Here is a 22608-nt window from a genome sequence, read left to right on the forward strand (position 1 = left end):
GCGTGTGTTTCGCAAATGGACATTTAAAAACGCAGATGTTTATTTTTCGAAAACGAGCATCTTCAATCTAGGATTTGTTACAAAGATATGTCAAACACTTTCCTGACCCCCTCCTACCATTGGCGAAACCGCTATCTCCTTATGCGCCATGGCCATAGCCAAGCCAACGCACAGGGAAAAATCATCAGCTCACCTGAACGGGGTCTGACGAGTTACGGGCTTTCAGAGCAGGGCGAACAGCAGTTGGTAGACGTGCTAGCGCAGTGGTCCTGGCCGGCGCCTACACAGGTCGTACATTCAGATTTTTTACGCACGACGAACACCGCCGCCAGAGTGGCAGCGGCGTTTGGGCTATCGATGACGCAAGAGGTGCGCCTACGTGAGCGCCACTTTGGCGAACTGGATGGCCAGGCGGATCACCACTACCCGGACGTGTGGGCCTTCGATGCCCAAAGTGCGGAGCATGCTCAGTGGCAGGTAGAGCCGGTCAGCCGGGTAGCCGCACGGATGTGTGCCGTGCTGGAAGCGTTAGAGCAGCGCTTTACTGGCGAAACGGTGCTGGTGGTCAGCCATGGCGACCCGCTACAGATTCTGCTCGCGGCGCTGGCGGGCAGGCCGCTGACTCAGCACCGTGAGCAGCCTGCGCTACTGCCCGCCAGCATTACGCTGGTGGGCGGTTAAGCGCTCTCTTTGGGAGGAATCCAGGCGATCATATCGACTTCCACATCCGCGCCGCCCGCAAGCCCTGTTACGCCGATGCAGGTGCGGGTGGGCAGCGGTTGTTGGAAGTAGCTGGCGTAGACCTGATTCACCTCATCGAAGTGGCCCATATTGGTGATGAACACCCGCGACTGCACCACGTACTCAAAGCTGCTGCCCACCTCTTCCAGCACGATGGCCAGGTTCTGCATTACCCGGTGGGTTTGCTCGGTGAAAGTGCCTAACAGCATCTCGTTGGTTTCCGGCACGGTAGGCATTTGGCCAGTGATAAAGACCAAGTCGCCCACGCGGCAGGCGTGTGAAAACGGGGCAATGGGTTGCGGTGCGCGGTCAATAAATAGCTTTTCCATGATGACTCACTTGTTGTGATGTTGTGGAGTGGTTGTGGGATAGAGGCCACACAAAAATGGGCCTCATTGGAGGCCCACGTTCAGCACTATGTGGCGCTGGAAGCTGAATTAATGCCCCAGAATCTGGCTCAAGAAGAGCTGGGTACGCTCAGACTGCGGGTTGTTGAAGAACGGCTCTGGCGCGTTTTCTTCAATGATTTGCCCCTGGTCCATAAAGATCACGCGGTCGGCCACGGTCTTTGCAAAGCCCATCTCGTGAGTGACGCAGAGCATGGTCATGCCCTCTTCGGCTAGTTCCACCATGACGTCCAGCACTTCCTTGATCATTTCAGGGTCAAGGGCAGAGGTGGGCTCGTCAAACAGCATCACGTCTGGGTGCATACACAGTGAGCGGGCAATCGCGACGCGCTGCTGCTGGCCGCCAGAGAGCTGGCCAGGATACTTTTTGGCCTGCTCGGCAATACGTACCCGCTCCAGGTATTGCATGGCCATGGCTTCGGCCTCTTTGCGGGGCTTTTTCTGCACCCACATCGGGGCGATACAGCAGTTCTCAAGCACTGTGAGGTGAGGGAACAGATTGAAGTGCTGGAACACCATGCCAACGCTGCGGCGAATCTGCTCGATGCGTTTGACGTCTTGGGTAAGCGGTACGCCGCCGACCACAATCTCGCCTTTCTGATGCTCTTCAAGATGATTAATGCAGCGGATCATGGTGGATTTACCGGAGCCAGAAGGCCCACAAATAACAATCCGCTCGCCGCGTTTTACTTCCAAGTAGATATCGCGAAGTACGTGGAAATCGCCGTACCACTTGTTCACGCCGCGCATTTCAACCATCAGGTCAGAAGTACTGTTGCCAGGGTTGTTGGTGGCTGCTTGAGTCATGTCACTATCCTGCTAAAAATCGTTAATGAAAGCGGCGTTAGCGCTTATGGCCGGTGTGCAGCTTGCGTTCTAAGTACTGGCTGTAGCGCGACATGCTGAAACAGAAGACCCAGAACATGAAGGCGGCAAACACGTAACCTTCCAACGAGAAGCCTAACCAGCGTGAGTCGGCCAGTGCCGCTTGCACGATCCCCAAGAGGTCAAAGAGCCCGATAATCATGACCAGGGTGGTGTCTTTAAACAACGAGATAAACGTATTCACGATGCCGGGAATCATCATCTTCAGCGCTTGGGGAAGAATAATCAGCCCCATGCGTTTCCAATACGTCATACCGAGCGCGGCGGCCGCTTCTTCCTGGCCTTTTGGAATCGCCTGCAAGCCGCCACGAATAACCTCCGCCATATAGGCGCTCTGGAACAGCGTTAAGCCGATCAAGGCACGCACTAGGCGGTCAACGCTCATATCGGAGGGCAGGAACAGCGGCAGCATTACCGAGGCCATAAACAGCACGGTGATCAGCGGCACGCCGCGCCAGAACTCGATAAACACCACGCAAAAGCTTTTGACGATGGGCATGTTAGAGCGCCGGCCTAGGGCTAGCACAATGCCGATAGGCAGCGCGCCGACCATACCCACCGTGGCTAACAGCAGGGTCAGCATTAGGCCGCCCCAACGGTGCGTAGGCACCTTGGGAAGGTCAAAGTAGCCGCCGTAAAGCAGGACAAACGAAATAACAGGGAAGACGATGAGCGCAAAGATCGCTACCCAGCGCTTAAAGGGCAGCCGAGGAATGGCAAGCCACCCAATTAAAGAGAAGAACATGGCAAACACGATATTGGCGCGCCAGATCTCCGAGCTAGGGTATAGGCCGTAAATAAACTGGGATAATCGTGCGTTGATAAATACCCAGCAAGCGCCTTCCCGGGAGCAGTCATCACGCGTTGTACCTACCCAATCGGCGTTGATGAACGCCCACTGCACGGTCGGTACTACCAGTAGATAAAGAATATACAGGCCGATTAACGTGAAAATCGTATTGATCGGGCCGTTAAACAGGTTCGTGCGCAACCAGGCAACAGCCCCAACGGAGCTGCTGGGCGCCGGTCGCTGCTCAATCATGGTTTGGTTATGAATCATCTGTGGCTCCTCGCCTCAACCTAGCGTTCAACCAGTGCCACGCGGGCGTTGAACCAGTTCATAAACATGGACACCAGCAAACTAATGGTCAGATAGACGGCCATGGTCATGGCAATGACCTCAATGGCTTGGCCTGTCTGGTTCAGCGTGGTGCCAGCAAATACCGAGACGAGGTCTGGGTAGCCAATGGCGGTTGCCAGCGACGAGTTTTTAATCAGGTTCAGGTACTGGCTGGTCAGTGGAGGAATAATGACCCGTAGCGCTTGAGGAATGACCACTAAGCGCAGTACCAGGTTACGTGGCAGGCTAAGCGCCTGAGCGGCTTCCGTTTGGCCGTGTGAAATAGCCTGAATGCCCGAGCGCACGATTTCAGCAATAAACGACGCGGTGTAGATCGATAGTGCAAACCACAGTGCCAAGAACTCAGGAATTACCGTAATACCACCACGGAAGTTAAAGCCGCGCAGCTCGGGCATTTCCCAGGTGATGGGCACGCCAGTGGCAAACATCACTAGCAGAGGAAGGCCAAAAATCAGCGCAAAGGAAATCCAGTAAGCAGGCAGGCGTTTGCCCGTCGCTTCCTGACGACGCTTCGCCCAGATCACCAGGGCCACACTGGCAATAATGGCGATGACAAAGGTGACAGGTATAAGACCAAAGCCCGACTCAAACAATGGTTGCGGAAGGTAAAGTCCGCGCACGTTCAAGAAAAAGGCTTCACCAAAGGCTAGGCTGTCCCTGGCGCTTGGTAGGGTGCGCAGTACGGCAAAATACCAAAAGAAAATTTGCAGTAGCAGCGGAATATTCCGGAACGTCTCGATATACGCTGCCGCTAGCTTGGCAATGAGCCAGTTAGGCGATAAGCGCGAGATGCCGACAATAAAGCCAACGATGGTGGCGGCGATGACGCCTAATCCACCCACCAGCAGCGTATTCAGCAGGCCAACGAAGAACGTGCGGCCATAGGTGCTTTGGGAAGAGTAGTCGATCAGACTCTGCACAATCCCAAAACCGGCGGTATTACTCAGGAAGCCAAAACCTGTGGTGATACCCCGAGAGGAGAGGTTGTCTTGCACGTTGCCGACGACATAGAACAGGAAAGCGATGACAGCGGCAATCAGCAGACATTGAAAGATGAGCGCACGTTTGGCGCGGTCTCGCCAAAACGGTGGCTTTTGGCCAACGGGGCGAGCGTTAGGTCTTACGGACATGGGTGGCGTCTCCGCGATACGGAAGGTCAATCAAATGGCCCGCCATCACCAAAAAGGGTAGCGGGCCGGGGTCAAGCGAGACGCTTAGCGAATCGGCGGTGCGTACTGGAAGCCGCCTTGGTTCCACAGGGCGTTAACACCGCGCTCAATTTCCAGCGGTGAGCCCATACCTACGTTGCGTTCAAAGCTTTCACCGTAGTTACCGACTTGGCTCAGGATGTTGTAAGCCCAGTCGGCTTCAAGACCCATGCCTTCACCGTAGTTGCCATCTTGGCCGAGCAGGCGAGCAACGTCCGGGTTTTCAGAGCTGAGCATTTCTTCAGCGTTTTCGCTGGTCACGCCGTACTCTTCACCGTTGATCATGGCGTAGAGTGACCACTTCACGATGTTGAACCAAAGATCGTCACCCTGGCGTACAACTGGGCCCAGCGGCTCTTTAGAGATAACGTCGGGAAGGATCATTGCCGCAGACGGGTCGTCGAGCTGAATGCGCAGCGCGGCCAGCTGAGAGGTGTCGGAGGTCAGAACGTCACAGCGGCCAGCTTGGAAGCCGCCCACGGTCTGCTCAGAGGTATCGAAAACGATCGGGTCGAATTCCATGCCGTTGGCACGGAAGTAGTCCGCCAGGTTCAGCTCAGTGGTGGTACCGGACTGGATACAGATGGCAGCGCCGTCCAGCTCGGAGGCGTTGGTGATGCCCAGATCGGTGGACACCATGAAGCCCTGACCGTCGTAGAAGTTAACGCCGGTGAAGTTCAGGCCCAGGGTAGTATCGCGGGTAGTGGTCCAAGTGGTGTTACGAGAAAGAATATCCACTTCGCCAGACTGCAGCGCGGTGAAACGCTCAACGGCGTTCAAGGAGATGTAGTTAACTGCATCCGCGTCGCCCAGTACTGCAGCGGCTACGGCGCGACATACGTCAACGTCCAGACCCTGCCACTCGCCGCTATCGTCCGGGGCGGAAAAACCTGGCAAGCCGTCGCTGACGCCACACTGAATGGCACCGCGCGAGCGGGTATCTTCTAATGTATCGGCTTGGGCGGTGGCGACACCGGCGAGGGTAATAGCACCAGCGGAGGCCAGCAGTACCAGGTGTTTCTTATTCATCATGTTTGTTCCCCTTCCTCGATTTAATGTCGTTATGCATGGTGATGCATCACTAAAAGCTAGCAAGGAAGGTGCCAAAAAAGATATGTCGGCAAATTCAGCGCTTTTCAACGTAAAATCAGCGAATTTAACGAAGGTCGTGGTGCAAAAAAGTGCGCCAGCAGCTACGCGTTGCGCTTTTTTGGTGCGCGGCTGCTGGCAAACGTTGCTGAGTATTTTGTTAGCGTGTTAGCGAATAGGCGGCGCGTACTGAATGCCACCATCTTTCCACAGGGCGTTTAAACCTCGGGCAATCTTAAAATCGGAACCTGTGCCCACGTTACGATCATAAATATCCGCGTAGTTGCCGACCTGTTTCACAATTTGGTAGGCCCAGTCCGTCTGTAGGCCCATGGCTTCACCGAAGTCGCCGTCTTGCCCCAGCAGGCGCATCACATCGGGATTGTCTGAGCTTAACTGTTCATCCACATTGGCTTGGCTGACGCCCAGCTCTTCTGCGTTCAGCATGGCAAACAGCGACCACTTCACGATGTTGAACCACTGGTCATCGCCTTGTCGCACGGCGGGGCCAAGCGGCTCTTTGGAGATGATTTCCGGCAGCACCACGGCCATATTGGGGTCGGCCAGCTGAATGCGCTGCGCGTAGAGCTGCGAGGCATCCGAGCTCAATACGTCGCAGCGGCCTGCTTCAAACCCAGCAATCGACTGCTCAGGTGAATCAAACACCACCGCATCATAGGTCATGTTGTTAATGCGAAAGTAGTCGGAAAGGTTGAGCTCGCTAGTGGTGCCTGACTGGGTGCAAACAGCGGCCCCATCCAGCTCTTTGGCACTCTGTACGCCGAGATCGCTGGCTACCATGAACGCTTGGCCGTCGTAATAGCTAACGCCTGTGAAGTTCATCCCGAGGGTGGTGTCGCGGCTTGAGGTCCAGGTGGTGGTGCGGGAGAGCACGTCCACCTCGCCAGACTGCAACGCCGCAAAGCGTTCCACTGAATCTAACGGCACGAAGTTGACTTTGCTGGCATCGCCGAGTGCGGCGGCAGCAATAGCGCGACACACATCGGTGTCCAGGCCGCGATACTGGTCGTTATCGTCTAGCGATGAGAAGCCGGGCTGGGCGGCGTTAACGCCGCAGCGCACGCTGTCGCGTGCTTGCACGTTCTCTAGGGTATCGGCCATGGCTGTGGCAGGCACCCACAGGGCGGGTGCTAACAGAGTGATTCCCAATCCTAACCAACGCGTGGTGTTCATTTGTTATTCCTTAACGTGGCGCGCAGCACTGTCTGCGCATAAAAAAGGCCGGGCAGAGCCCGGCCTGATGCAAAGCGGAACCGCGAGGTTATGCGAAGGCCTTACGCATAAAGGGCGGCAGCGCCAGGGCACCACGGTGGGCATCTACTGTGTAGTACTGTAGCGGCATTTCGTGATGGGCGGCAGCCTCTTCGCGGAAGCTTTCGACGTTGGTCGCTTTGCCTGCCAGCGTCACACTCCACCAGCCGGAAGGGTACACCGGCTGTGGGAAGGGCAGGGTGGCGACGCTATCAAAGCCAGCTTCGCGCATGTCGTTGCGCAGTGCGCGGATAATCGAGCCGCTGTGATACAGCGGTGACTCACTCTGCTGAACCATCACGCCGCCGCTTTTCAGAATGCGGTGGCAGCGCTTCAAAAAGTCGGTTTTGAACAGGCCTTCGGCCGGGCCTACCGGGTCGGTGGAGTCGATGATCAGCACGTCGATGCTCTCATCGGCGGCGTCATCTACCCATTTAACGCCGTCGGCAAACAGCAGTTCGGCGCGGGAGTCGCCATTCGCTTCCACCAGCTCGGGGAAAAAGCGCTCTGCCGCTTTGGTCACTTCTTTGTCGATATCAATCTGAGTGACTTTTTCAACGCCCGGATGGCGCAGCACTTCTTTCAGCGTGCCGCAGTCGCCGCCGCCAATAATCACCACCCGCTTGGGGTCTTGGTGGGTGAACAGTGCTGGGTGGGCAATCATCTCGTGGTAGAGGAAGTTGTCGCGATCGGTCAGCATCACGCAGCCATCCAGCACCATCAGGTTGCCGTAGGTCTCTGTGGCGTACACTTCCAGGTGCTGGTAAGGGCTCTGCACGTCCAGCAGTTTTTCGGTAACTTTCAGCGAGAAAGCGCTGCCGTGGCTATCAAAAACTTCGGTAAACCACTGGTCGTCGCGTAAGTCGCTCATTGCTTGGCTCCTGGGCACTGGTCGTTCGTTTGGGTCGGAATGCCCTGATGGTACTGCGGGCTTAAGTCGTGCAGCGCCTCCATGAAGGCGGTGACGTGATCGGGGTTGGTGAACTGGCTGATGCCGTGGCCCAAGTTGAACACGTGGCCAGGGCCGTGGCCGTAGCTCTCCAGCACGCGTGCCACTTCAGCGCGAATGGCCGAAGGACGAGCAAACAGCACGTTGGGGTCTAGGTTGCCCTGTAGGGCGACTTTATGGCCTACGCGGGCGCGGGCATCAGAAAGCTCGGTCGACCAGTCGATACCCAGCGCATCAGCACCGGCACAGGCAATGTGTTCAAGCCACTGGCCGCCGTTTTTAGTGAACAGAATCACCGGCACGCGACGCCCGTCGTGTTCACGGATCAGCCCGGAGACGATCTGCTCCATATAGCGCAGCGAGAACTCTAAATAAGCAGGCGTGGAGAGCGCGCCACCCCAGGTATCAAAAATCTGCACCGCCTGCGCACCGGCGCGAATCTGCGCATTCAGGTAGTCAGTGACCGACTGCGCCAGAGTGTCCAGCAGCTGGTGCATGGTGTCCGGCGTGTCGTACAGCATGGTTTTCAGGTGGCGGAAATCTTTGCTGGAGCCCCCTTCGACCATATACGTTGCCAGCGTCCAGGGGCTGCCTGAGAAGCCAATCAGCGGCATGCGGCCGTTCAGCTCACGACGGATGGTCGAGACCGCACGCATCACGTAGTCCAGGTCGCGCTCGGCGTTCGGCACGGTCAGCGCCGCCACTTCTTCCGGCGTGCGCACGGTTTTTCTGAATTTGGGGCCTTCCCCGGTTTCAAAGTAGAGGCCCAGCCCCATGGCGTCGGGGATGGTTAGAATGTCTGAAAACAGAATCGCGGCGTCGAGCGGGTAGCGCTCCAGCGGCTGCAGGGTGACTTCGCAAGCCAGGTCATGATTGCGGCACAGGTCCATAAAGCTGCCCGCGTCAGCGCGGCTGGCGCGATACTCCGGCAGGTAGCGGCCGGCTTGGCGCATCATCCACACCGGAGTGCGGTCAACGGGCTGGCGAGCCAGCGCGCGAAGAAAACGGTCGTTTTGCAAAGGTGTGGTGGTCATAAACACTTGCTCTTGAGAAATTTGCCCGCATTGTAAGGGAGTCATCGTACCTGAAGATAGGAATTGTACGTGAAGATAGCCGGGGGTGGCGGCGCAAGCCGTGGCAAAATCGTCGCACCCAGCGAAGACCGTGAGGCTCGCGTGGCTTCCTGTTAAACTATCTGCCCACTTCGCCAACACTGGTGTGGTTAACTGGTTTGGTTAATCAGCGAGGAAACCTGTGACCATTCGCTTCATTGCTGCCTCTCGGCTGCCCACTCCCTGGGCCACATTCACCATGCATGGCTTCGAAGACGACGCCACGGGTAAAGATCATATCGCCCTAACCCTAGGCGATGTGAACGGCGGTGAGCCGGTGTTAGGACGCGTACACTCTGAGTGCTTAACCGGTGATGCGCTGTTTTCCATGCGCTGCGACTGCGGCTACCAGCTGCAAGAGGCGCTGAAGCGTATTGCAGAAGAGGGGCGCGGTGTGCTGCTCTACTTGCGCCAGGAAGGGCGGGGCATTGGCCTGCTCAATAAAATCCGCGCTTACCATTTGCAAGACCAGGGGGCCGACACCGTAGAGGCCAACGAGCAGCTCGGCTTCGGTGCTGATATGCGCCGCTACGACCTCTGCGTGCCGATGCTCAACCACTTGGGCATTACCGCGCTCAAGCTGATGACCAATAACCCCCGCAAGGTAGATGCGCTGACCCGCGACGGCGTTAACGTGGTCGAGCGGCTGCCCATTACCACCGGCTTAAACCCCCACAACGAGCAGTACCTCTCTACCAAAGCGGGCAAGCTCGGCCACATGATGGCGCTGGATGATTTCACCCAGGCCAGCGATGTGGATATTGAACGTAAGGGGTAGTGCTTAACCGTTAGCCGCCGCTTGCTCTTTTTCGGCGGCGCGGGCAAGAGCCGGGCGGTTGGCGTGGCGGGCGCGGTAAGCCACCAGTGGCTCCGGCAGGCGATGTTTCATGCTGGCCGCCCAGGTCAGCGTATGCGTCAGGAAAAGATCCGCAAGAGTGAAGGTATTCCCCACTAAGGTTTCTTGGCCGCGGTAGCGGCGCTCTAACGCGAGCAGTGCCCGTTGAAATTCCCAGGCCGCAGTGGGTAGCACCGAAGGCACGCGCTTATCTTGTGGCAGGGCGAATTTATGTTTTGCCTGTAACCACAGGGGCTGCTCGATTTCGGTGACGATAAAGCTAAGCCACTGGTCGACCTGAGCGCGCTCGGCAACGCTTTGAGGCAGCAGTTGCCCATCGCCATACTGCTCGGCGAGATAGCGGCAGATAGGCGCGGATTCAAACAGCGTTAGCTCGCCATCTTCCAGTACCGGCACCTTACCATCCGGGTGGCGGGCGAGGTGCTCCGCGCTTTGCCCTTCGCCTTTATCCAGCGCTACGTGGTGGCACTGGTACTCCAGGCCCAGTTCTTCAAGCGTCCAAGCGGCGCGTAAAGAGCGGGAGTTGGGAAAGCTGTATAGCGTGATCATTCGGTGGCTCCAGGCAGTACCGTGAAGCTTTCACTGTAGCACTCCCTGGAAACCTGTCACGGGCTACTGGCCGCGGGCGGCGCGAATACGCTCGTAGGCATTACCAATTTCACTGGTGCGCGCCTGGGCCACTTCGCGCATGCTTTCCGGCAGGCCTTTACCGGCCAATTTGTCCGGGTGGTTTTGGCTCATTAGGCGGCGGTAAGCTTTCTTAAGTTCGGCGTCGCTGGTCTCTTCAGATACCCCAAGCACACGGTACGCATCTTTTAAGGCTTCTTCGCTGGCACCTTGGGAATTCGCGGCGGCACCGTGGAGCATTGCTTCGATTTGCTGTACTTCGGCGTCGCTACAGCCAATGCCACGTGCAACGCGCAGAATCATCTCGTGCTCGGCGGGGTGCAGAACGCCATCGGCGGCAATCGCGCTCAACTGAACCTGCAAAAACACCTGGCGTAGCACCGGCTGGCGCTGGGTAAGGCGATTGACCTTGGCCAGCTCGGCTTCCAGGTTAAAGTCATCTGCCCGGCCACGTGCAAAGGCGGCGCGGGCTTTAGCGCGGTGCTCACCCTGTAGGTGCATTTGGTCGAAGAGCTTTTCGGCCACGCTCAACTCACCCTCCGTCACTTTGCCGTCCGCTTGGCACAGGCAGCCCATGACCGAAAAAATCGATTCCAAGAAGCCCTCTTGAAGCTGCATGCGGGCAGCGCTTAAGCGGCGGCCAATGCGCCGCCCCAGCCACCAACCCAAACCGCCACCCACTAACAGGCCAACAGGGCCACCGACGGCAAGGCCAATCAAACCAAACACAATAATCAGAAATAACATAGCTATCTCAACAGGTTAAAGAAGGGCGTTGGTGATACGCGTGGATTACGGCAGCCGGGCGCGAATAGCGCGCTCAATGCCGTCAGCGTCCAGGCCGCAGTCGCGCATCAGCTCGGCGGGCGTGCCGTGTTCAACGAACGTATCCGGCAGGCCTAAATTCAGCACTTCGACCTGAACGCCCTCTGCGTGCAGCAGCTCGTTAACCGCACTGCCAGCACCGCCAGCAATCACGTTCTCTTCCAGCGTGATGAGGAGTTCATGCTCATCGGCGGCGTGGAGCACGGCATCACGGTCAAGGGGCTTGATCGAGCGCATATTGATATGCGTGGCATTCAGCTTCTCAGCCACTTCAGCGGCGGCACTATTGACGCTGCCAAACGCCAGCAGCGCAATGCGCACGCCGTCGCTGGTGCTCTCGCGGCGCACCTGGGCTTGCCCAATCGCCAGCGGCTCCAGGTGTTCGGGAATCACTGCGCCGGGGCCAGTGCCTCGCGGGTAGCGCACGGCAGCCGGGCCAGGGTGATGATAGGCGGCGCTGAGCATCGCGCGGCACTCGGCTTCATCGGCTGGGGCCAGAATCACCATGCCCGGCACGCAGCGTAAAAACGAAAGATCCATGCTGCCGTGGTGGGTGGGGCCGTCTTCGCCCACAAGGCCCGCGCGGTCGATAGCGAACGTCACGTCCAGGTCTTGCACGGCCACGTCGTGAATCAGCTGGTCATAGCCGCGCTGCAAAAAGGTGGAGTAGATCGCCACCACCGGCTTCATGCCTTCACAGGCCATCCCTGCGGCGAGAGTCACCGCATGCTGCTCGGCTATCGCCACATCAAAGTAGCGCTTAGGGTAGGTCTGTGAGAAACGAATCAGGTCCGAGCCTTCGCCCATGGCGGGGGTAATGCCCATTAGCCGTGAGTCGGCGGCGGCCATATCGCATAGCCAATCGCCAAACACGTTGCAGTATTTTTTCTTTGCAGCGCTTTTTGGAGCCGCTGCTTTCTTCACCAGCGGTGCGCTTACCGTGACGCTGGTTTTCTCCAGCTTAGTAATCGCGTGGTAGCCAATCTGGTCCGCTTCGGCGGGCAGGAAGCCTTTCCCTTTGACCGTTTTAATGTGCAGGAACTGCGGGCCTTGCTGATCGCGCAGGTTGCGCAGCGTTTGGGTCAGAGCGTCTAAGTCGTGGCCGTCGATGGGGCCCACGTAGTGAAAGCCCATCTCTTCAAACAGCGTGGCCGGGCTGACCATGCCCTTCATGTGCTCTTCGGTGCGCTTGGCAAGCTCCAGTGCTCCGGGCAGGTGGGAAAGCACCTTTTTGCCCTCTTCGCGCATTTTGAGGTAGGGCTTGCTGGAGAGTACCCGGGCTAAATACGTGGCAATGCCGCCGACGTTTTCAGAAATCGACATCTCATTGTCGTTCAGCACTACCAGCATATTGGCATTCACGTGGCCCGCATGGGCCAGCGCTTCAAACGCCATCCCTGCGGTGAGCGCACCGTCGCCAATGATGGCACAGACCTTACGCGGGTCGTTTTGTGCTTGGGCGGCCAGGGCCATGCCCAGCGCTGCAGAGATCGAGGTGCTGGAGTGGCCTACGCCAAAGGTGTCGTACTCGGACTCCGCCCGGCGAGGAAAGGCTGCCAAACCACCGTGCTGGCGAATGCTGAGCATGGCATCGCGGCGGCCGGTGAGAATTTTATGCGGGTAAGCCTGATGACCCACGTCCCACACCAAACGATCTTTCGGGGTGTGAAAAGCGTGATGCAGCGCGACGCTGAGCTCAACCACGCCCAGACCTGCGCCAAAGTGGCCGCCGGTCACGCCGACGCTGTACAGCAGGTAAGCGCGCAGCTCATCCGCTAGCTGGGCGAGTTGCTTCGTGTTCATGGCCCGCAGTGCCGCGGGGTGATCAAAAGAGTCGAGCAGCGGCGTCGCCGGGCGCTCGCGGGGTATCTCGTCGAACAGCTTCATAGGCATCGTTAGTGGTCGCGCTCGATCATATAGAGGGCAAGATCGGCCAGGGGTGCGGCCTGCTCGCCTAACGGGGCGAGGGCGGCAATGGCCTCGTCAATAAGCGTGTTCGCTTTGCGCTGCGCGCCCGCCAGCCCCAATAAACTGGGGTAGGTGGGCTTGGCGCGGGCGGCGTCAGCGCCAGAAATTTTGCCCAGCGTGGCGGTGTCTCCCGTCACGTCCAGGATGTCGTCATGAATCTGGAAGGCTAGACCAATGGCGCGAGCGTAGCGAATCAGCGCCGTAAGACGCGGGTCGTTTGCGTCCACCGCGGTCAGCCCGCCCAGGCGCACGGCGGCGACAATCAGCGCGCCGGTTTTGTGGGCGTGCATGTGGGCGAGTGCCTCGGCATCTGGGTGGCCGCCCACGGCGGCTAAATCCAGCGCTTGGCCGGCTACCATGCCGTCGCGGCCAGAGGCCACGGCCAGGGTGGTGACCAAATGGCCCAAGCGTGGGTGCGGGCGGCTAGCGAGCACCTCAAACGCCAGTGCCTGTAAGGCATCGCCCGCTAAAATGGCGGTCGCCTCATCAAAGGCTTTATGCACGGTGGGCTGGCCGCGGCGCAGGTCGTCGTCGTCCATCGCGGGCAGGTCATCGTGAATGAGCGAGTAGGCGTGGATGAGCTCAATGGCCGCTGCCGGAGCATCCAGGTCGTCTTCACTGGCACCGAGTGCCTGGCCCGCGAGGTACACTAGCAAGGGGCGTAGACGCTTGCCGCCCACCAGCAGGCCATGGCGCATGGCCGCTTCTAAACGCTCATCCACCGCTGGGCGTGCATCGAACAGCGCAGCTAACGTAGCGTCGACGCGGGTACTGCTGGCGTGGCGTAGCGTGGTAAGCCTTGAGGCTTGAACGGTTACCATGGCGGCGTTTCCTCGCTGTCGTTGCCGGGATCAGGGATCGGGGCGCTGGCATCCGGTGCCGCCGCGAAGGGAGCCACCTCAAGTTTTCCGGCGTTATCTTCGCTGAGTGCGCGCACTTTCAGCTCGGCCGTGTCGAGCCGCTGCTGGGCATCGCGGGTCAAACGCACGCCTTGTTCAAAAGCGGTGAGCGCATTTTCCAATGAGAGCTCGCCAGACTCAAGGCGTTCCACAATGGTCTCAAGCTGGGCAACCGTTGCGGCAAAATCTTGTGGGGGTGTGGTGTCGCTCATTGGGCAATGCCTACCGTTTTCCGGGCGCCCGAGGGGTCACCGGGCGGCGAGTGTGGCTTCAGGTGCTGTTAAACAGGTACGTCATACTGGCGCATAGTATACACCGAGGCGAGGGGGTGGCGTCTGCCCTCCCCGTGGGTCGATTCATCGACTTGCGCTCTGTTCATCTTGAAAGCGCACACTTTTCATCACACCAAGACGCCGAGAGCGCTAGCGGCTGTGCTACCATACGGGCCTCCCGTGAACCGATACACGGCGCATGCCGCCGACCATAGAGGTTGATTCAGCCATGGCCAAAACGTCCCTGGAAAAGAGCAAGATTAAGATCCTGCTACTCGAGGGCGTCCACCAAAGCGCGGTGGACAATTTTCACAACGCAGGTTACGAGAATATCGAACAGCTGCCCACGTCGTTAGACGAAGAAGCGCTGATCGAAAAGATTCGTGATGTTCACTTTATCGGCATTCGCTCCCGTACTCAGCTGACTGAGCGCGTGTTCGAAGCGGCCGAGAAGTTGGTGAGCGTTGGCTGTTTCTGTATCGGTACCAACCAAGTGGACTTGGAGGCCGCGCTGAAGCGTGGTATCGCCGTCTTCAATGCACCCTACTCCAACACCCGCTCGGTAGCGGAACTGGTGTTAGCAGAAGCGATCATGCTGCTGCGCGGTATTCCTGAGAAAAATGCACTGGCCCACCAAGGGGGCTGGCTGAAGTCGGCGAAAAACTCCCACGAAGCACGCGGTAAAACGCTGGGTATCGTCGGTTACGGCAGCATCGGCGCGCAGCTGTCTGTGTTGGCAGAGTCGCTGGGCTTCAACGTCATTTATTACGATGTGATCACCAAGCTGGGCATGGGTAACGCCAGCCAGGTTGGTAGCTTGGAAGAGCTGTTGGGCCGCTCAGATGTGGTGAGCCTGCACGTGCCGGACCTTGCCTCTACGCGCTGGATGATCGGTGCCAAAGAGATCGCCGCCATGAAAGATGGCGCTATCTTGATTAACGCCGCCCGTGGCAGCGTGGTAGAAATTGAGCCCCTGGCCGATGCCATCAAGGCTGGCAAGCTCAACGGTGCAGCCATCGACGTCTTCCCGGTAGAGCCAAAAGGCAACGAGGAAGAGTTCCAAAGCCCGCTGCGTGGCCTGCACAACGTGATTCTGACGCCGCATATCGGTGGTTCTACCCTGGAAGCCCAGGAGAACATCGGTATTGAGGTGTCTGAGAAGTTGATCACCTACTCGGATAACGGCACCACGGTGACCTCGGTCAACTTCCCCGAAGTGGCGCTGCCCGCCCACCCGGACAAGCATCGTTTGCTGCATATCCACAACAACGTGCCCGGCGTGCTTTCCCAGATCAACCGCGTGCTGTCGGAAAATGGCATCAACATCTCTGGCCAGTATCTGCAAACCAACGACAAGGTGGGCTACGTGGTGATTGATGTGGATAAAGCCTACGGCCCTCAGGCGCTGGAAGCGTTAAAGCAGGTAGAGCACACGCTGAAAATTCGCGCGCTCTACTCGGCGCAGAACAGCTAGTCGGCGCAGAATAGCGAGTCTGACGGCGTTGTACTGCTGACACCAAAACGGCCCTCCGGGGCCGTTTTGCGTTTTGATGAGTGCTGCGTACTAGCTAAGCTTGCGCGCTATGCAAGGTCAAATAGCAGCACTTCACTGGCATCGGTGCAAGTCAGCTCAAACGGCTCATCGGGGGTAAACGCAGCGGCGTCGCCAGTGGCGAGCGTCTCACCGTTGACCTCGACAGCCCCCTTCACCACGTGCAGCCATGCATAGCGGGAGGGCGGAGCCGCCACCTGATCGCCTGCACCCAGCAGGCTCGCATACAGGTTCATATCCTGGTTGACGCTGACCGAGCCATCGCGGCCATCGGGGGAAAGCACCAAGCGCCACTGGCCCTGCCGCTCGGCGGTGGGGAAGTGCTTCTGCTCGTAGCTGGGCTGAATGCCGCGCTGGGCGGTTTCGACCCAGATTTGCAAAAAGTGCAGGCCGTTCTCTTTGGAGTGGTTGAACTCGCTGTGCAACACGCCCGTGCCTGCCGACATGCGCTGTACGTCGCCAGGGCGCATCACTTCGCCATTGCCCATGTTGTCTTTGTGCTCCATCTCACCTTCCAGCACGTAGGAGATGATCTCCATGTCCCGGTGGGGGTGAGCACCAAAACCGTGGCCGGGGGCGACGCGGTCTTCGTTAATCACGCGCAGCGCGCGATAGCCCATATGGTTGGGGTCCATATAGTTAGCGAACGAGAAGGTGTGATAAGAGCGCAGCCAGCCGTGATCAGCGTAGCCTCGCTCGTTGGAACGGCGAATTTTCATCAACAGCACCTCATGACGGAGTTAAGTTGCTGCCTACTATACGACCGAGTGCGCGCGGCGTGGGGTGAAGCTTTCTCAATGGTTTCGTCGAATTAATCGATGAATAGCGCCGGTGTTGACCTGGATCAACAACGCCAAGATGCACCGACGGTGGGCTTTTTGGTATCATTCGCGCCTTTATTGACCCGGTCCGCCCTTTGCGAGGGCGACTACCAGGAGCACTGCATGACGACCCCCACTCCCACTGCGCCCGTTGTGGTAGCAGCGCTGTATAAATTTGTCACCCTGAACGACTTTGAAGCGCTGCGCGAGCCGCTGCGTCAAACCATGGTCGATAACGACGTGAAAGGCACGCTGCTGCTGGCCAAAGAGGGCATTAACGGCACCGTGGCCGGTAGCCGCGAAGGCATCGACGCGCTGCTCGCATGGCTCACCGCCGACCCGCGTTTAAGTGATATCGACCATAAAGAGTCGTTTTGCGACGAGCCGCCGTTCTACCGCACCAAGGTCAAACTGAAAAAAGAGATCGTGACGCTGGGCGTGCCGGGCATCGACCCCAACGACACCGTCGGCACCTACGTGAATCCGGAAGATTGGAACGACGTGATCTCCGACCCTGAAGTGCTGGTGATTGATACTCGCAACGACTATGAAGTGGCGATTGGCAGCTTTGAAGGCGCGGTGGACCCGAAAACCACCACCTTCCGTGAGTTTCCAGAGTATGTGCGTGAGCACTACAACCCGGAGCAGCACAAAAAGGTCGCTATGTTCTGCACCGGCGGTATCCGCTGCGAAAAAGCTTCCAGCTTTATGCTGAAAGAGGGCTTTGAAGAGGTCTACCACCTGAAAGGCGGCGTGCTGAACTACCTGGAAAAAGTCCCGGAAGAGAAGTCGCTGTGGCGCGGTGAGTGCTTTGTGTTTGATAACCGGGTTACCGTGCGCCACGACCTCACTGAAGGCGAGCACGAACAGTGCCACGCCTGCCGGATGCCGATCTCTCAGGAAGATATGCAGTCGTCGGCCTATGAGCCGGGTATTAGCTGCCCCCACTGCATCGACTCGCTGCCCGAGAAAACCCGCGCCGCCGCCCGCGAGCGCCAGCGCCAAATCGAGCTGGCCAAAGCCCGTGGCGAGCCCCACCCGCTGGGCTACAACCATCGTCAAGGCACCCGCGAGAAAGCGTAATCATCAGTGGCCTTCTGTTTTGCAGAAGGCCACTTTGGTCGTAGCGCGTCCTCGACGGGCCGAGCAAGCGCTAGACTGAGCAGCAACCACTGCTCAGGAGCCCGCCATGTCGTCCTCCCCTGTCACTGCCTCTCGTGATTGCCTGCTGCATACCTCCCATGCGGGCGTTGTCACGCTCACCCTCAACCAGCCCGAGCGCTTTAATGCACTCTCTGAAACGATGCTGGAAGCGCTGCAAACGGCGCTGGATGGCATTGCCCAAGATGAGCACGTGCGCTGCGTGGTATTGGCGGCCAGCGGTAAAGCCTTCTGCGCAGGCCACGATTTAAAGCAGATGCGCGCGAACCCAGATAAGGCCTATTACCAAGCGCTGTTTGAGCGCTGCGGCAAGGTGATGCAAAGCATCGTTCATTTGCCCGTGCCGGTGATTGCCAAGGTGCAGGGTATTGCCACCGCCGCAGGCTGCCAGCTGGTTGCCAGCTGCGATTTAGCCGTTGCCGCCAGCAGCGCCCGCTTTGCGGTCTCCGGCATCAACGTGGGCCTGTTTTGCTCGACGCCTGCCGTGGCGCTCTCGCGCAATGTCGCCCGTAAGCGGGCCATGGAAATGCTGTTAACCGGTGACTTTATCAGCGCTGCCCAAGCGGCTGAATGGGGGCTGATCAATTGCGTGGCGGAGGAGGGCGAGCTTGATGCTGCCGTGGCAGCGCTGACATCGAGCATCTGTGCGAAAAGCGCCGTCGCCGTGCGCACCGGAAAGGCCATGTTTGCCCGCCAACTAGCTATGCCACTGGAAGACGCCTACGCATTTGCCGGAGAAACCATGGCCTGCAATATGCTGGCCGACGATGTGGCTGAAGGCATTGATGCGTTTATTGAAAAGCGTTCGCCTCACTGGCAGCACCGCTAGTACACGCCGCTAGCCATTGGTGGAATTTGTTTCCGTAAACGCGACAGCGGCCCCTGCGGCGCGTTATCCTGCTGGTTTTTTACGCCATCAAGCGCCTTCAGGGAGAACGTCAGGTGAGTGAAGCCAAGCGCAGGTCAGTCGGACGTCCGGCGGGAGCCACCAAAGCAAGCGGTGGGCATAGCCAATCGTTGGTACGTGGCCTAACGCTCCTTGAGTATTTATCTGCCAGCCCTTTGGGGCTTGCGCTCTCTGAGCTTGCCGAGATGGCCGACCTTGCCCCCTCCACCACTCACCGGCTGCTACAAGCGCTGCAAAGTCAGGGCTTTGTGACTCAAGAGAGCGAGCAGGGCCTATGGCGGATTGATGTCAAAACCTTCCGCATTGGCAACAGTTTTTTAGAAGCTCGCGATGTGGTGGCCAAAAGCCGCCCGTTTTTGCGCCGCTTAACCGCAGAGACGGGTGAGACGGCGAACCTGGGTATTCGCGATGGCGCCACGGCGGTGTTTCTGGCACAAAACGAATCCCCGCAGATGATGCGCATGATTACGCGGCTGGGGTCGCGTGCACCGCTTCACGCCTCGGGGGTTGGCAAGGCGCTGTTGGCCTGTATGGACAATGACGAGCGTAGCGCCCTACTCACAAGCGGCGCTGAGCTTGCCCGTGTCACTAAAAACACGCTTTATCAACCGGAGGCGCTGGAAGCGGAAATGGCCGCGATTCGCGCCCAGGGCTTTGCCTGCGACCGAGAAGAGCACGCCATCGGCCTGCACTGCGTCGCGGCCTGTATTTTTGATGAGCACGCTACGCCGCTTGCTGCTATTTCCGTCTCTGGCCCCATGGCGCGCATTCCCGAAGAGCGTCTGCTCGCCTTGGGAGCGCTGGTGCGCCAAATTGCCGACGAGATCACTCAGCAGCTTGGTGGGCAGCTGCCACGCTAACATCCGTAAGGTAACGCATCGTGTTTAGCCTGTTTTGGGTGGCGCTGGCCAGCGCCACGCTGCTACCCGGTGGCTCTGAAGTGTGGTTGGCAAGGCTTTGGTGCTTAGGTGAACCTGCTGTGGGGCTTTGGTTCGTAGCGACAGCGGGTAATACGCTTGGTAGCTTGATCAACGTGGCCATGGGGCGCTATGCCCGCCAGTTTCAGCACCGCCGCTGGTTTCCCGCATCGCCTCAAGGGCTTGCCCGCGCTGAACGCTGGTATCACCGCTTTGGTGAGTTCAGCCTGCTGCTCTCTTGGCTACCCATTATCGGCGACCCGCTCACGGTGCTCGCTGGCGTTATGCGCTTAGCCTGGTGGCGAGCGCTGCTCTGGATTGTGCTCGCTAAAGGGGCGCGCTATGGGCTACTCATTGTCATGGCGCAGCAGTGGCTAGCGCCTTACTGCCAATAAGTGGCGGCTCTTTTCATTGGCGCGCCAAAAGCAGGCGCGTTAACGTCTCTTTCATCGAGGCATGTTACCCTAGCCACTTTCTTTAAGAGTGTTATACAAGGCTTGCATTCTTAACGGATGCACTATTCTGTGTTTAACATTCATGCACTGAATCTTAGCGATGGCAGGATTGCAACTACTCACCCAAAGGGAGGTTATGGTGTGACGTCACTACGTTTACTACCCTGGCTAGGCGTCTGGATGCTGACGCTTTTGGCCATGCTGGCGGGGCCAGCGATGGCGCAAACCACATTCGGCGCTGAAAGCGAAGCGCCTGCCGCTGAAGAGCAGCCCTCTTATTCCGCGCTGGCAGATTTGCTGGAAGATGAGCAGGCGCGCCAAGAGCTAATTGAGCTATTGCGCAATCAGGCCTCGGCACTGCCCGCTGGCGTTGCCGCTGAACTCTCACCAGAGGCGGCGGCTGCAGGTGGCAATGTGGCCCCAGAGGATGTCTCGTTGCCTCGCCAACTGGCGGAACTGACCAGTCGGGTGGTGGGCGATGTAGGCGGCCAGATTGAGCAGGCCGTGGCCATTGTGGGCAATATGTTCACAGGCCAAGGGGCAAGCAGCAGCTTTGATATGGCTGCATTTATCAGCGCTGCCATTAATCTTGGTATCGTGATCGTTGCCACCTTTGCGCTCTTTATGGTGTTCCGCCGCCTTGCGAAGTCGCTGTTTACCAAGATAAGCAGCTGGTCGCAGCAGGGGAGTGGCCTTACGCCAGTGCTGCGTTTGGTGCTGTGTGTGGCTGTTGCCGCGGTGCTAGACGTGCTCCTGGTGGCACTGGCCTATGTGGGCGGTAATTTAGTGGCCACCTTTGCGGTGGGCGAAACAGGTGAACTTTCCACCCGCGCATCGCTCTTCTTAAATGCGTTTTTGATCATTGAGCTGCTGAAAGCCGGTGTGCGGATGCTGTTCTCTTCCCGCTATGAAGGCCTGCGCTTACTGCCGATTTCAGCCCAAGAGGCGTCGTACTGGAACCGCTGGCTGGCCCGCCTGATTGGTATGGTGGGTTATGGCCTGATGGTGGTCGTCCCACTGGTCAACTTCTATATCGCCGCCACCTTGGGGCAAGCAGTTGGCACGCTGATTATGCTCATGGCATTTATTTATGCGGTGGGTGTCGTGCTTAAAAACCGCGTGCGCCTGCGCGATAACCTGAACCTGATGGGGTCACGCTCAACGCTAACGGCGAGCCGCGTATCGCTGCAGCTGTTTGCCCGTACGTGGCACCTGTTTGCACTGATCTACTTCTTGATGGTGTTTGTGCTCACGCTGACCCGCCCTGGGGACGCGCTGCCGTTTGTACTATTTGCCACTCTCAAAACGTTAGGCGCGGTGGTGGTTGGCTTGTTGGCGTCGGCGTTCCTGACCCAAACCATTGGCCGCCGAATCCAGCTTTCCGATGACCTGCGTCGTAAATTGCCGCTGCTGGAAGTGCGCTTAAATAGCTATGTGCCCAATGCGCTACGCATACTGCGCACGGTCATTGTGGTCGCGGTGATCATGATGGTGCTAGATGCGTGGGGTGCCTTTAATATGGCCGCTTGGTACGCCTCCGAGCGCGGTGCCAATCTGATCGGTAACCTGATCAGCGTAGCGGTGATTCTCATTGTGGCACTGGGTGTCTGGCTGGGCCTGGCAAGCTTGATTGAGCACAAGCTTAATCCGGAAACTGGCCATGGCGAGCCTTCCGCCCGCGCCAAAACGCTGCTGAGCCTGTTCCGCAATGCCCTGGCAATTGCCATGGTCACCATTACCGGCATGATTATTTTGTCAGAAATTGGCATCAATATCGGGCCGCTGATTGCCGGTGCTGGTGTGCTGGGTTTGGCGATTGGTTTTGGTGCCCAGAAGCTGGTGCAAGACGTGATTACCGGGGTGTTTATCCAAGTAGAAAACGCCATGAATACCGGCGATGTCGTCACCGTCGGGGGTGTTACCGGTACCGCAGAGCGTTTGAGTATCCGCTCGGTGGGTATTCGCGATTTGTCAGGCACCTATCACATCGTACCGTTCTCCAGCGTCGATACTGTGTCTAACTACATGCGTGAGTACGGCAACCATGTGGGCGAATACGGCATTGGCTACAACGAGAGCATTGATGAAGCCATTGAGCAGCTACAGCTTGCCTTTGAAGACCTCAAAGCCAGCGAAGAGCATAGCCACAAGCTGTTGGCAGATCTGACCGTAGCAGGTGTTACAGCGCTGGCAGATAGCTCGGTGAATATCCGCGTGGTGATCAAAACCACACCGGGCGACCAGTGGGGCGTTGGCCGTGCCTACAATCGTCTCGTCAAGCTGCGCTTCGATTCAGCCGGTATTGAGATCCCGTTCCCCCATACCACGCTCTACTTTGGCGAAACCAAAGGAGGCAAGACGCCGCCTGCCAACGTACGCGTTCTGGAAGCAAAAGCAGAAAGAAAGCGCACCGAGACAGCGCCGATTGCAGAGCGCAGCGAGTCCGCGCTTGGGCATGAACCGGATCATCACAAGCCAGATCACGATGATGTGGATGAAACCTAAGCGTTCGCTTACGTGAACCCATGAGGCCGCCTTCGGGCG

Annotated in this window: 22 protein-coding genes; 8 read left to right on the top strand and 14 right to left on the bottom strand. The window is 58.3% G+C overall.

Going from position 1 to position 22608, the window contains the following annotated elements; genetic code table 11:
• Positions 1 to 87: 87 nt before the first annotated feature.
• A complete protein-coding gene (locus tag IEW65_RS11895; RefSeq protein WP_188639693.1) occupies positions 88 to 681 on the top strand; it encodes a histidine phosphatase family protein in 594 nt (197 codons plus the stop codon).
• Here the strand turns inward: IEW65_RS11895 and IEW65_RS11900 are convergent.
• The 8 genes from IEW65_RS11900 to hemE form a co-directional block, all read right to left on the bottom strand.
• A complete protein-coding gene (locus tag IEW65_RS11900; protein ID WP_188639694.1) occupies positions 678 to 1070 on the bottom strand; it encodes a RidA family protein in 393 nt (130 codons plus the stop codon). The genes IEW65_RS11895 and IEW65_RS11900 overlap by 4 nt on opposite strands.
• A 108-nt stretch (positions 1071 to 1178) precedes the next feature.
• The gene (locus IEW65_RS11905) at positions 1179 to 1907 is read right to left on the bottom strand and encodes an amino acid ABC transporter ATP-binding protein (protein ID WP_054640785.1); all 729 of its coding nucleotides are present in this window, start codon (positions 1905 to 1907) and stop codon (positions 1179 to 1181) included.
• Positions 1908 to 1992: 85 nt separating this feature from the next.
• Positions 1993 to 3093 carry an amino acid ABC transporter permease gene (locus IEW65_RS11910; protein WP_188639695.1) on the bottom strand — a complete coding sequence of 367 codons (1101 nt, stop codon included), beginning with the start codon at positions 3091 to 3093 and terminating at the stop codon, positions 1993 to 1995.
• A gap of 20 nt (positions 3094 to 3113) precedes the next feature.
• Positions 3114 to 4304 carry an amino acid ABC transporter permease gene (locus IEW65_RS11915; RefSeq protein ID WP_188639696.1) on the bottom strand — a complete coding sequence of 397 codons (1191 nt, stop codon included), beginning with the start codon at positions 4302 to 4304 and terminating at the stop codon, positions 3114 to 3116.
• Between the two features lie 84 nt (positions 4305 to 4388).
• Positions 4389 to 5414 (bottom strand): amino acid ABC transporter substrate-binding protein, encoded by a 1026-nt coding sequence (locus IEW65_RS11920; protein WP_188639697.1) that lies wholly within the window; start codon positions 5412 to 5414, stop codon positions 4389 to 4391.
• Positions 5415 to 5639: 225 nt separating this feature from the next.
• Positions 5640 to 6665, bottom strand: a complete 1026-nt coding sequence (locus IEW65_RS11925) for an amino acid ABC transporter substrate-binding protein (RefSeq protein ID WP_188639698.1) — start codon at positions 6663 to 6665, stop codon at positions 5640 to 5642.
• Positions 6666 to 6753: 88 nt separating this feature from the next.
• A complete protein-coding gene (speE, locus tag IEW65_RS11930) occupies positions 6754 to 7614 on the bottom strand; it encodes a polyamine aminopropyltransferase (protein WP_188639699.1) in 861 nt (286 codons plus the stop codon).
• Positions 7611 to 8726, bottom strand: coding sequence for a uroporphyrinogen decarboxylase (gene hemE, locus IEW65_RS11935; RefSeq protein WP_159343496.1), 1116 nt, complete (start codon positions 8724 to 8726; stop codon positions 7611 to 7613). Before hemE ends, speE begins: the two co-directional genes overlap by 4 nt.
• A gap of 220 nt (positions 8727 to 8946) precedes the next feature.
• On the opposite strand from hemE, the gene ribA reads away from it, so the two are divergent.
• Positions 8947 to 9582: a GTP cyclohydrolase II gene (gene ribA / locus IEW65_RS11940; RefSeq protein WP_188639700.1), complete on the top strand. Its 636-nt coding sequence runs from the start codon at positions 8947 to 8949 to the stop codon at positions 9580 to 9582.
• Between the two features lie 3 nt (positions 9583 to 9585).
• Here the strand turns inward: ribA and IEW65_RS11945 are convergent, their stop codons facing one another.
• The 5 genes from IEW65_RS11945 to IEW65_RS11965 form a co-directional block, all read right to left on the bottom strand.
• A complete protein-coding gene (locus tag IEW65_RS11945) occupies positions 9586 to 10209 on the bottom strand; it encodes a glutathione S-transferase family protein (protein ID WP_188639701.1) in 624 nt (207 codons plus the stop codon).
• Between the two features lie 63 nt (positions 10210 to 10272).
• Positions 10273 to 11034 (bottom strand): co-chaperone DjlA, encoded by a 762-nt coding sequence (gene djlA / locus IEW65_RS11950; protein ID WP_188639702.1) that lies wholly within the window; start codon positions 11032 to 11034, stop codon positions 10273 to 10275.
• 45 nt (positions 11035 to 11079) lie between these two features.
• A complete protein-coding gene (gene dxs / locus IEW65_RS11955; protein ID WP_188639703.1) occupies positions 11080 to 13005 on the bottom strand; it encodes a 1-deoxy-D-xylulose-5-phosphate synthase in 1926 nt (641 codons plus the stop codon).
• A gap of 2 nt (positions 13006 to 13007) precedes the next feature.
• Positions 13008 to 13901 carry a (2E,6E)-farnesyl diphosphate synthase gene (gene ispA / locus IEW65_RS11960; protein ID WP_188639704.1) on the bottom strand — a complete coding sequence of 298 codons (894 nt, stop codon included), beginning with the start codon at positions 13899 to 13901 and terminating at the stop codon, positions 13008 to 13010.
• Entirely contained in the window at positions 13895 to 14191 is a 297-nt protein-coding gene (locus IEW65_RS11965) for an exodeoxyribonuclease VII small subunit (protein WP_188639705.1), read from the bottom strand. Before IEW65_RS11965 ends, ispA begins: the two co-directional genes overlap by 7 nt.
• A gap of 289 nt (positions 14192 to 14480) precedes the next feature.
• Between IEW65_RS11965 and serA the strand changes: the two genes are divergently transcribed.
• Entirely contained in the window at positions 14481 to 15725 is a 1245-nt protein-coding gene (serA, locus tag IEW65_RS11970; RefSeq protein ID WP_188639706.1) for a phosphoglycerate dehydrogenase, read from the top strand.
• A gap of 107 nt (positions 15726 to 15832) precedes the next feature.
• Here the strand turns inward: serA and IEW65_RS11975 are convergent, their stop codons facing one another.
• Positions 15833 to 16522, bottom strand: coding sequence for a pirin family protein (locus IEW65_RS11975; RefSeq protein ID WP_188639707.1), 690 nt, complete (start codon positions 16520 to 16522; stop codon positions 15833 to 15835).
• A 225-nt stretch (positions 16523 to 16747) separates the two neighbouring features.
• On the opposite strand from IEW65_RS11975, the gene trhO reads away from it, so the two are divergent.
• The 5 genes from trhO to ybiO all read left to right on the top strand — a co-directional run bounded on the left by trhO (position 16748) and on the right by ybiO (position 22569).
• Positions 16748 to 17707 carry an oxygen-dependent tRNA uridine(34) hydroxylase TrhO gene (gene trhO / locus IEW65_RS11980; protein ID WP_188639708.1) on the top strand — a complete coding sequence of 320 codons (960 nt, stop codon included), beginning with the start codon at positions 16748 to 16750 and terminating at the stop codon, positions 17705 to 17707.
• Between the two features lie 106 nt (positions 17708 to 17813).
• On the top strand, positions 17814 to 18614 hold the full coding sequence (locus IEW65_RS11985; protein ID WP_188639709.1) for an enoyl-CoA hydratase: 801 nt from the start codon (positions 17814 to 17816) through the stop codon (positions 18612 to 18614).
• A 113-nt stretch (positions 18615 to 18727) separates the two neighbouring features.
• Positions 18728 to 19552, top strand: coding sequence for an IclR family transcriptional regulator domain-containing protein (locus tag IEW65_RS11990; RefSeq protein WP_188639710.1), 825 nt, complete (start codon positions 18728 to 18730; stop codon positions 19550 to 19552).
• A 20-nt stretch (positions 19553 to 19572) separates the two neighbouring features.
• Entirely contained in the window at positions 19573 to 20004 is a 432-nt protein-coding gene (locus IEW65_RS11995; RefSeq protein ID WP_188639711.1) for a YqaA family protein, read from the top strand.
• 201 nt (positions 20005 to 20205) lie between these two features.
• Positions 20206 to 22569: a mechanosensitive channel protein gene (gene ybiO, locus IEW65_RS12000; protein WP_188639712.1), complete on the top strand. Its 2364-nt coding sequence runs from the start codon at positions 20206 to 20208 to the stop codon at positions 22567 to 22569.
• The last annotated feature ends 39 nt before the right edge of the window (positions 22570 to 22608 follow it).

This window comes from Vreelandella lutescens (genome assembly GCF_014640815.1).
Classification (GTDB): Bacteria; Pseudomonadota; Gammaproteobacteria; order Pseudomonadales; family Halomonadaceae; genus Vreelandella; species Vreelandella lutescens.

What these genes read in the sequence shown, in the direction of transcription:
- ispA (WP_188639704.1), bottom strand. Translation starts at nt 13,901, where the DNA reads ATGGTAACCGTTCAAGCCTCAAGGCTTACCACGCTACGCCACGCCAGC.
- IEW65_RS11975 (WP_188639707.1), bottom strand. Translation starts at nt 16,522, where the DNA reads ATGAAAATTCGCCGTTCCAACGAGCGAGGCTACGCTGATCACGGCTGG.
- serA (WP_188639706.1), top strand. Translation starts at nt 14,481, where the DNA reads ATGGCCAAAACGTCCCTGGAAAAGAGCAAGATTAAGATCCTGCTACTC.
- IEW65_RS11985 (WP_188639709.1), top strand. Translation starts at nt 17,814, where the DNA reads ATGTCGTCCTCCCCTGTCACTGCCTCTCGTGATTGCCTGCTGCATACC.
- IEW65_RS11915 (WP_188639696.1), bottom strand. Translation starts at nt 4,304, where the DNA reads ATGTCCGTAAGACCTAACGCTCGCCCCGTTGGCCAAAAGCCACCGTTT.
- IEW65_RS11895 (WP_188639693.1), top strand. Translation starts at nt 88, where the DNA reads ATGTCAAACACTTTCCTGACCCCCTCCTACCATTGGCGAAACCGCTAT.
- IEW65_RS11900 (WP_188639694.1), bottom strand. Translation starts at nt 1,070, where the DNA reads ATGGAAAAGCTATTTATTGACCGCGCACCGCAACCCATTGCCCCGTTT.
- IEW65_RS11920 (WP_188639697.1), bottom strand. Translation starts at nt 5,414, where the DNA reads ATGATGAATAAGAAACACCTGGTACTGCTGGCCTCCGCTGGTGCTATT.
- IEW65_RS11905 (WP_054640785.1), bottom strand. Translation starts at nt 1,907, where the DNA reads ATGGTTGAAATGCGCGGCGTGAACAAGTGGTACGGCGATTTCCACGTA.
- IEW65_RS11945 (WP_188639701.1), bottom strand. Translation starts at nt 10,209, where the DNA reads ATGATCACGCTATACAGCTTTCCCAACTCCCGCTCTTTACGCGCCGCT.
- djlA (WP_188639702.1), bottom strand. Translation starts at nt 11,034, where the DNA reads ATGTTATTTCTGATTATTGTGTTTGGTTTGATTGGCCTTGCCGTCGGT.
- IEW65_RS11925 (WP_188639698.1), bottom strand. Translation starts at nt 6,665, where the DNA reads ATGAACACCACGCGTTGGTTAGGATTGGGAATCACTCTGTTAGCACCC.
- hemE (WP_159343496.1), bottom strand. Translation starts at nt 8,726, where the DNA reads ATGACCACCACACCTTTGCAAAACGACCGTTTTCTTCGCGCGCTGGCT.
- speE (WP_188639699.1), bottom strand. Translation starts at nt 7,614, where the DNA reads ATGAGCGACTTACGCGACGACCAGTGGTTTACCGAAGTTTTTGATAGC.
- IEW65_RS11910 (WP_188639695.1), bottom strand. Translation starts at nt 3,093, where the DNA reads ATGATTCATAACCAAACCATGATTGAGCAGCGACCGGCGCCCAGCAGC.
- trhO (WP_188639708.1), top strand. Translation starts at nt 16,748, where the DNA reads ATGACGACCCCCACTCCCACTGCGCCCGTTGTGGTAGCAGCGCTGTAT.
- dxs (WP_188639703.1), bottom strand. Translation starts at nt 13,005, where the DNA reads ATGCCTATGAAGCTGTTCGACGAGATACCCCGCGAGCGCCCGGCGACG.
- IEW65_RS11965 (WP_188639705.1), bottom strand. Translation starts at nt 14,191, where the DNA reads ATGAGCGACACCACACCCCCACAAGATTTTGCCGCAACGGTTGCCCAG.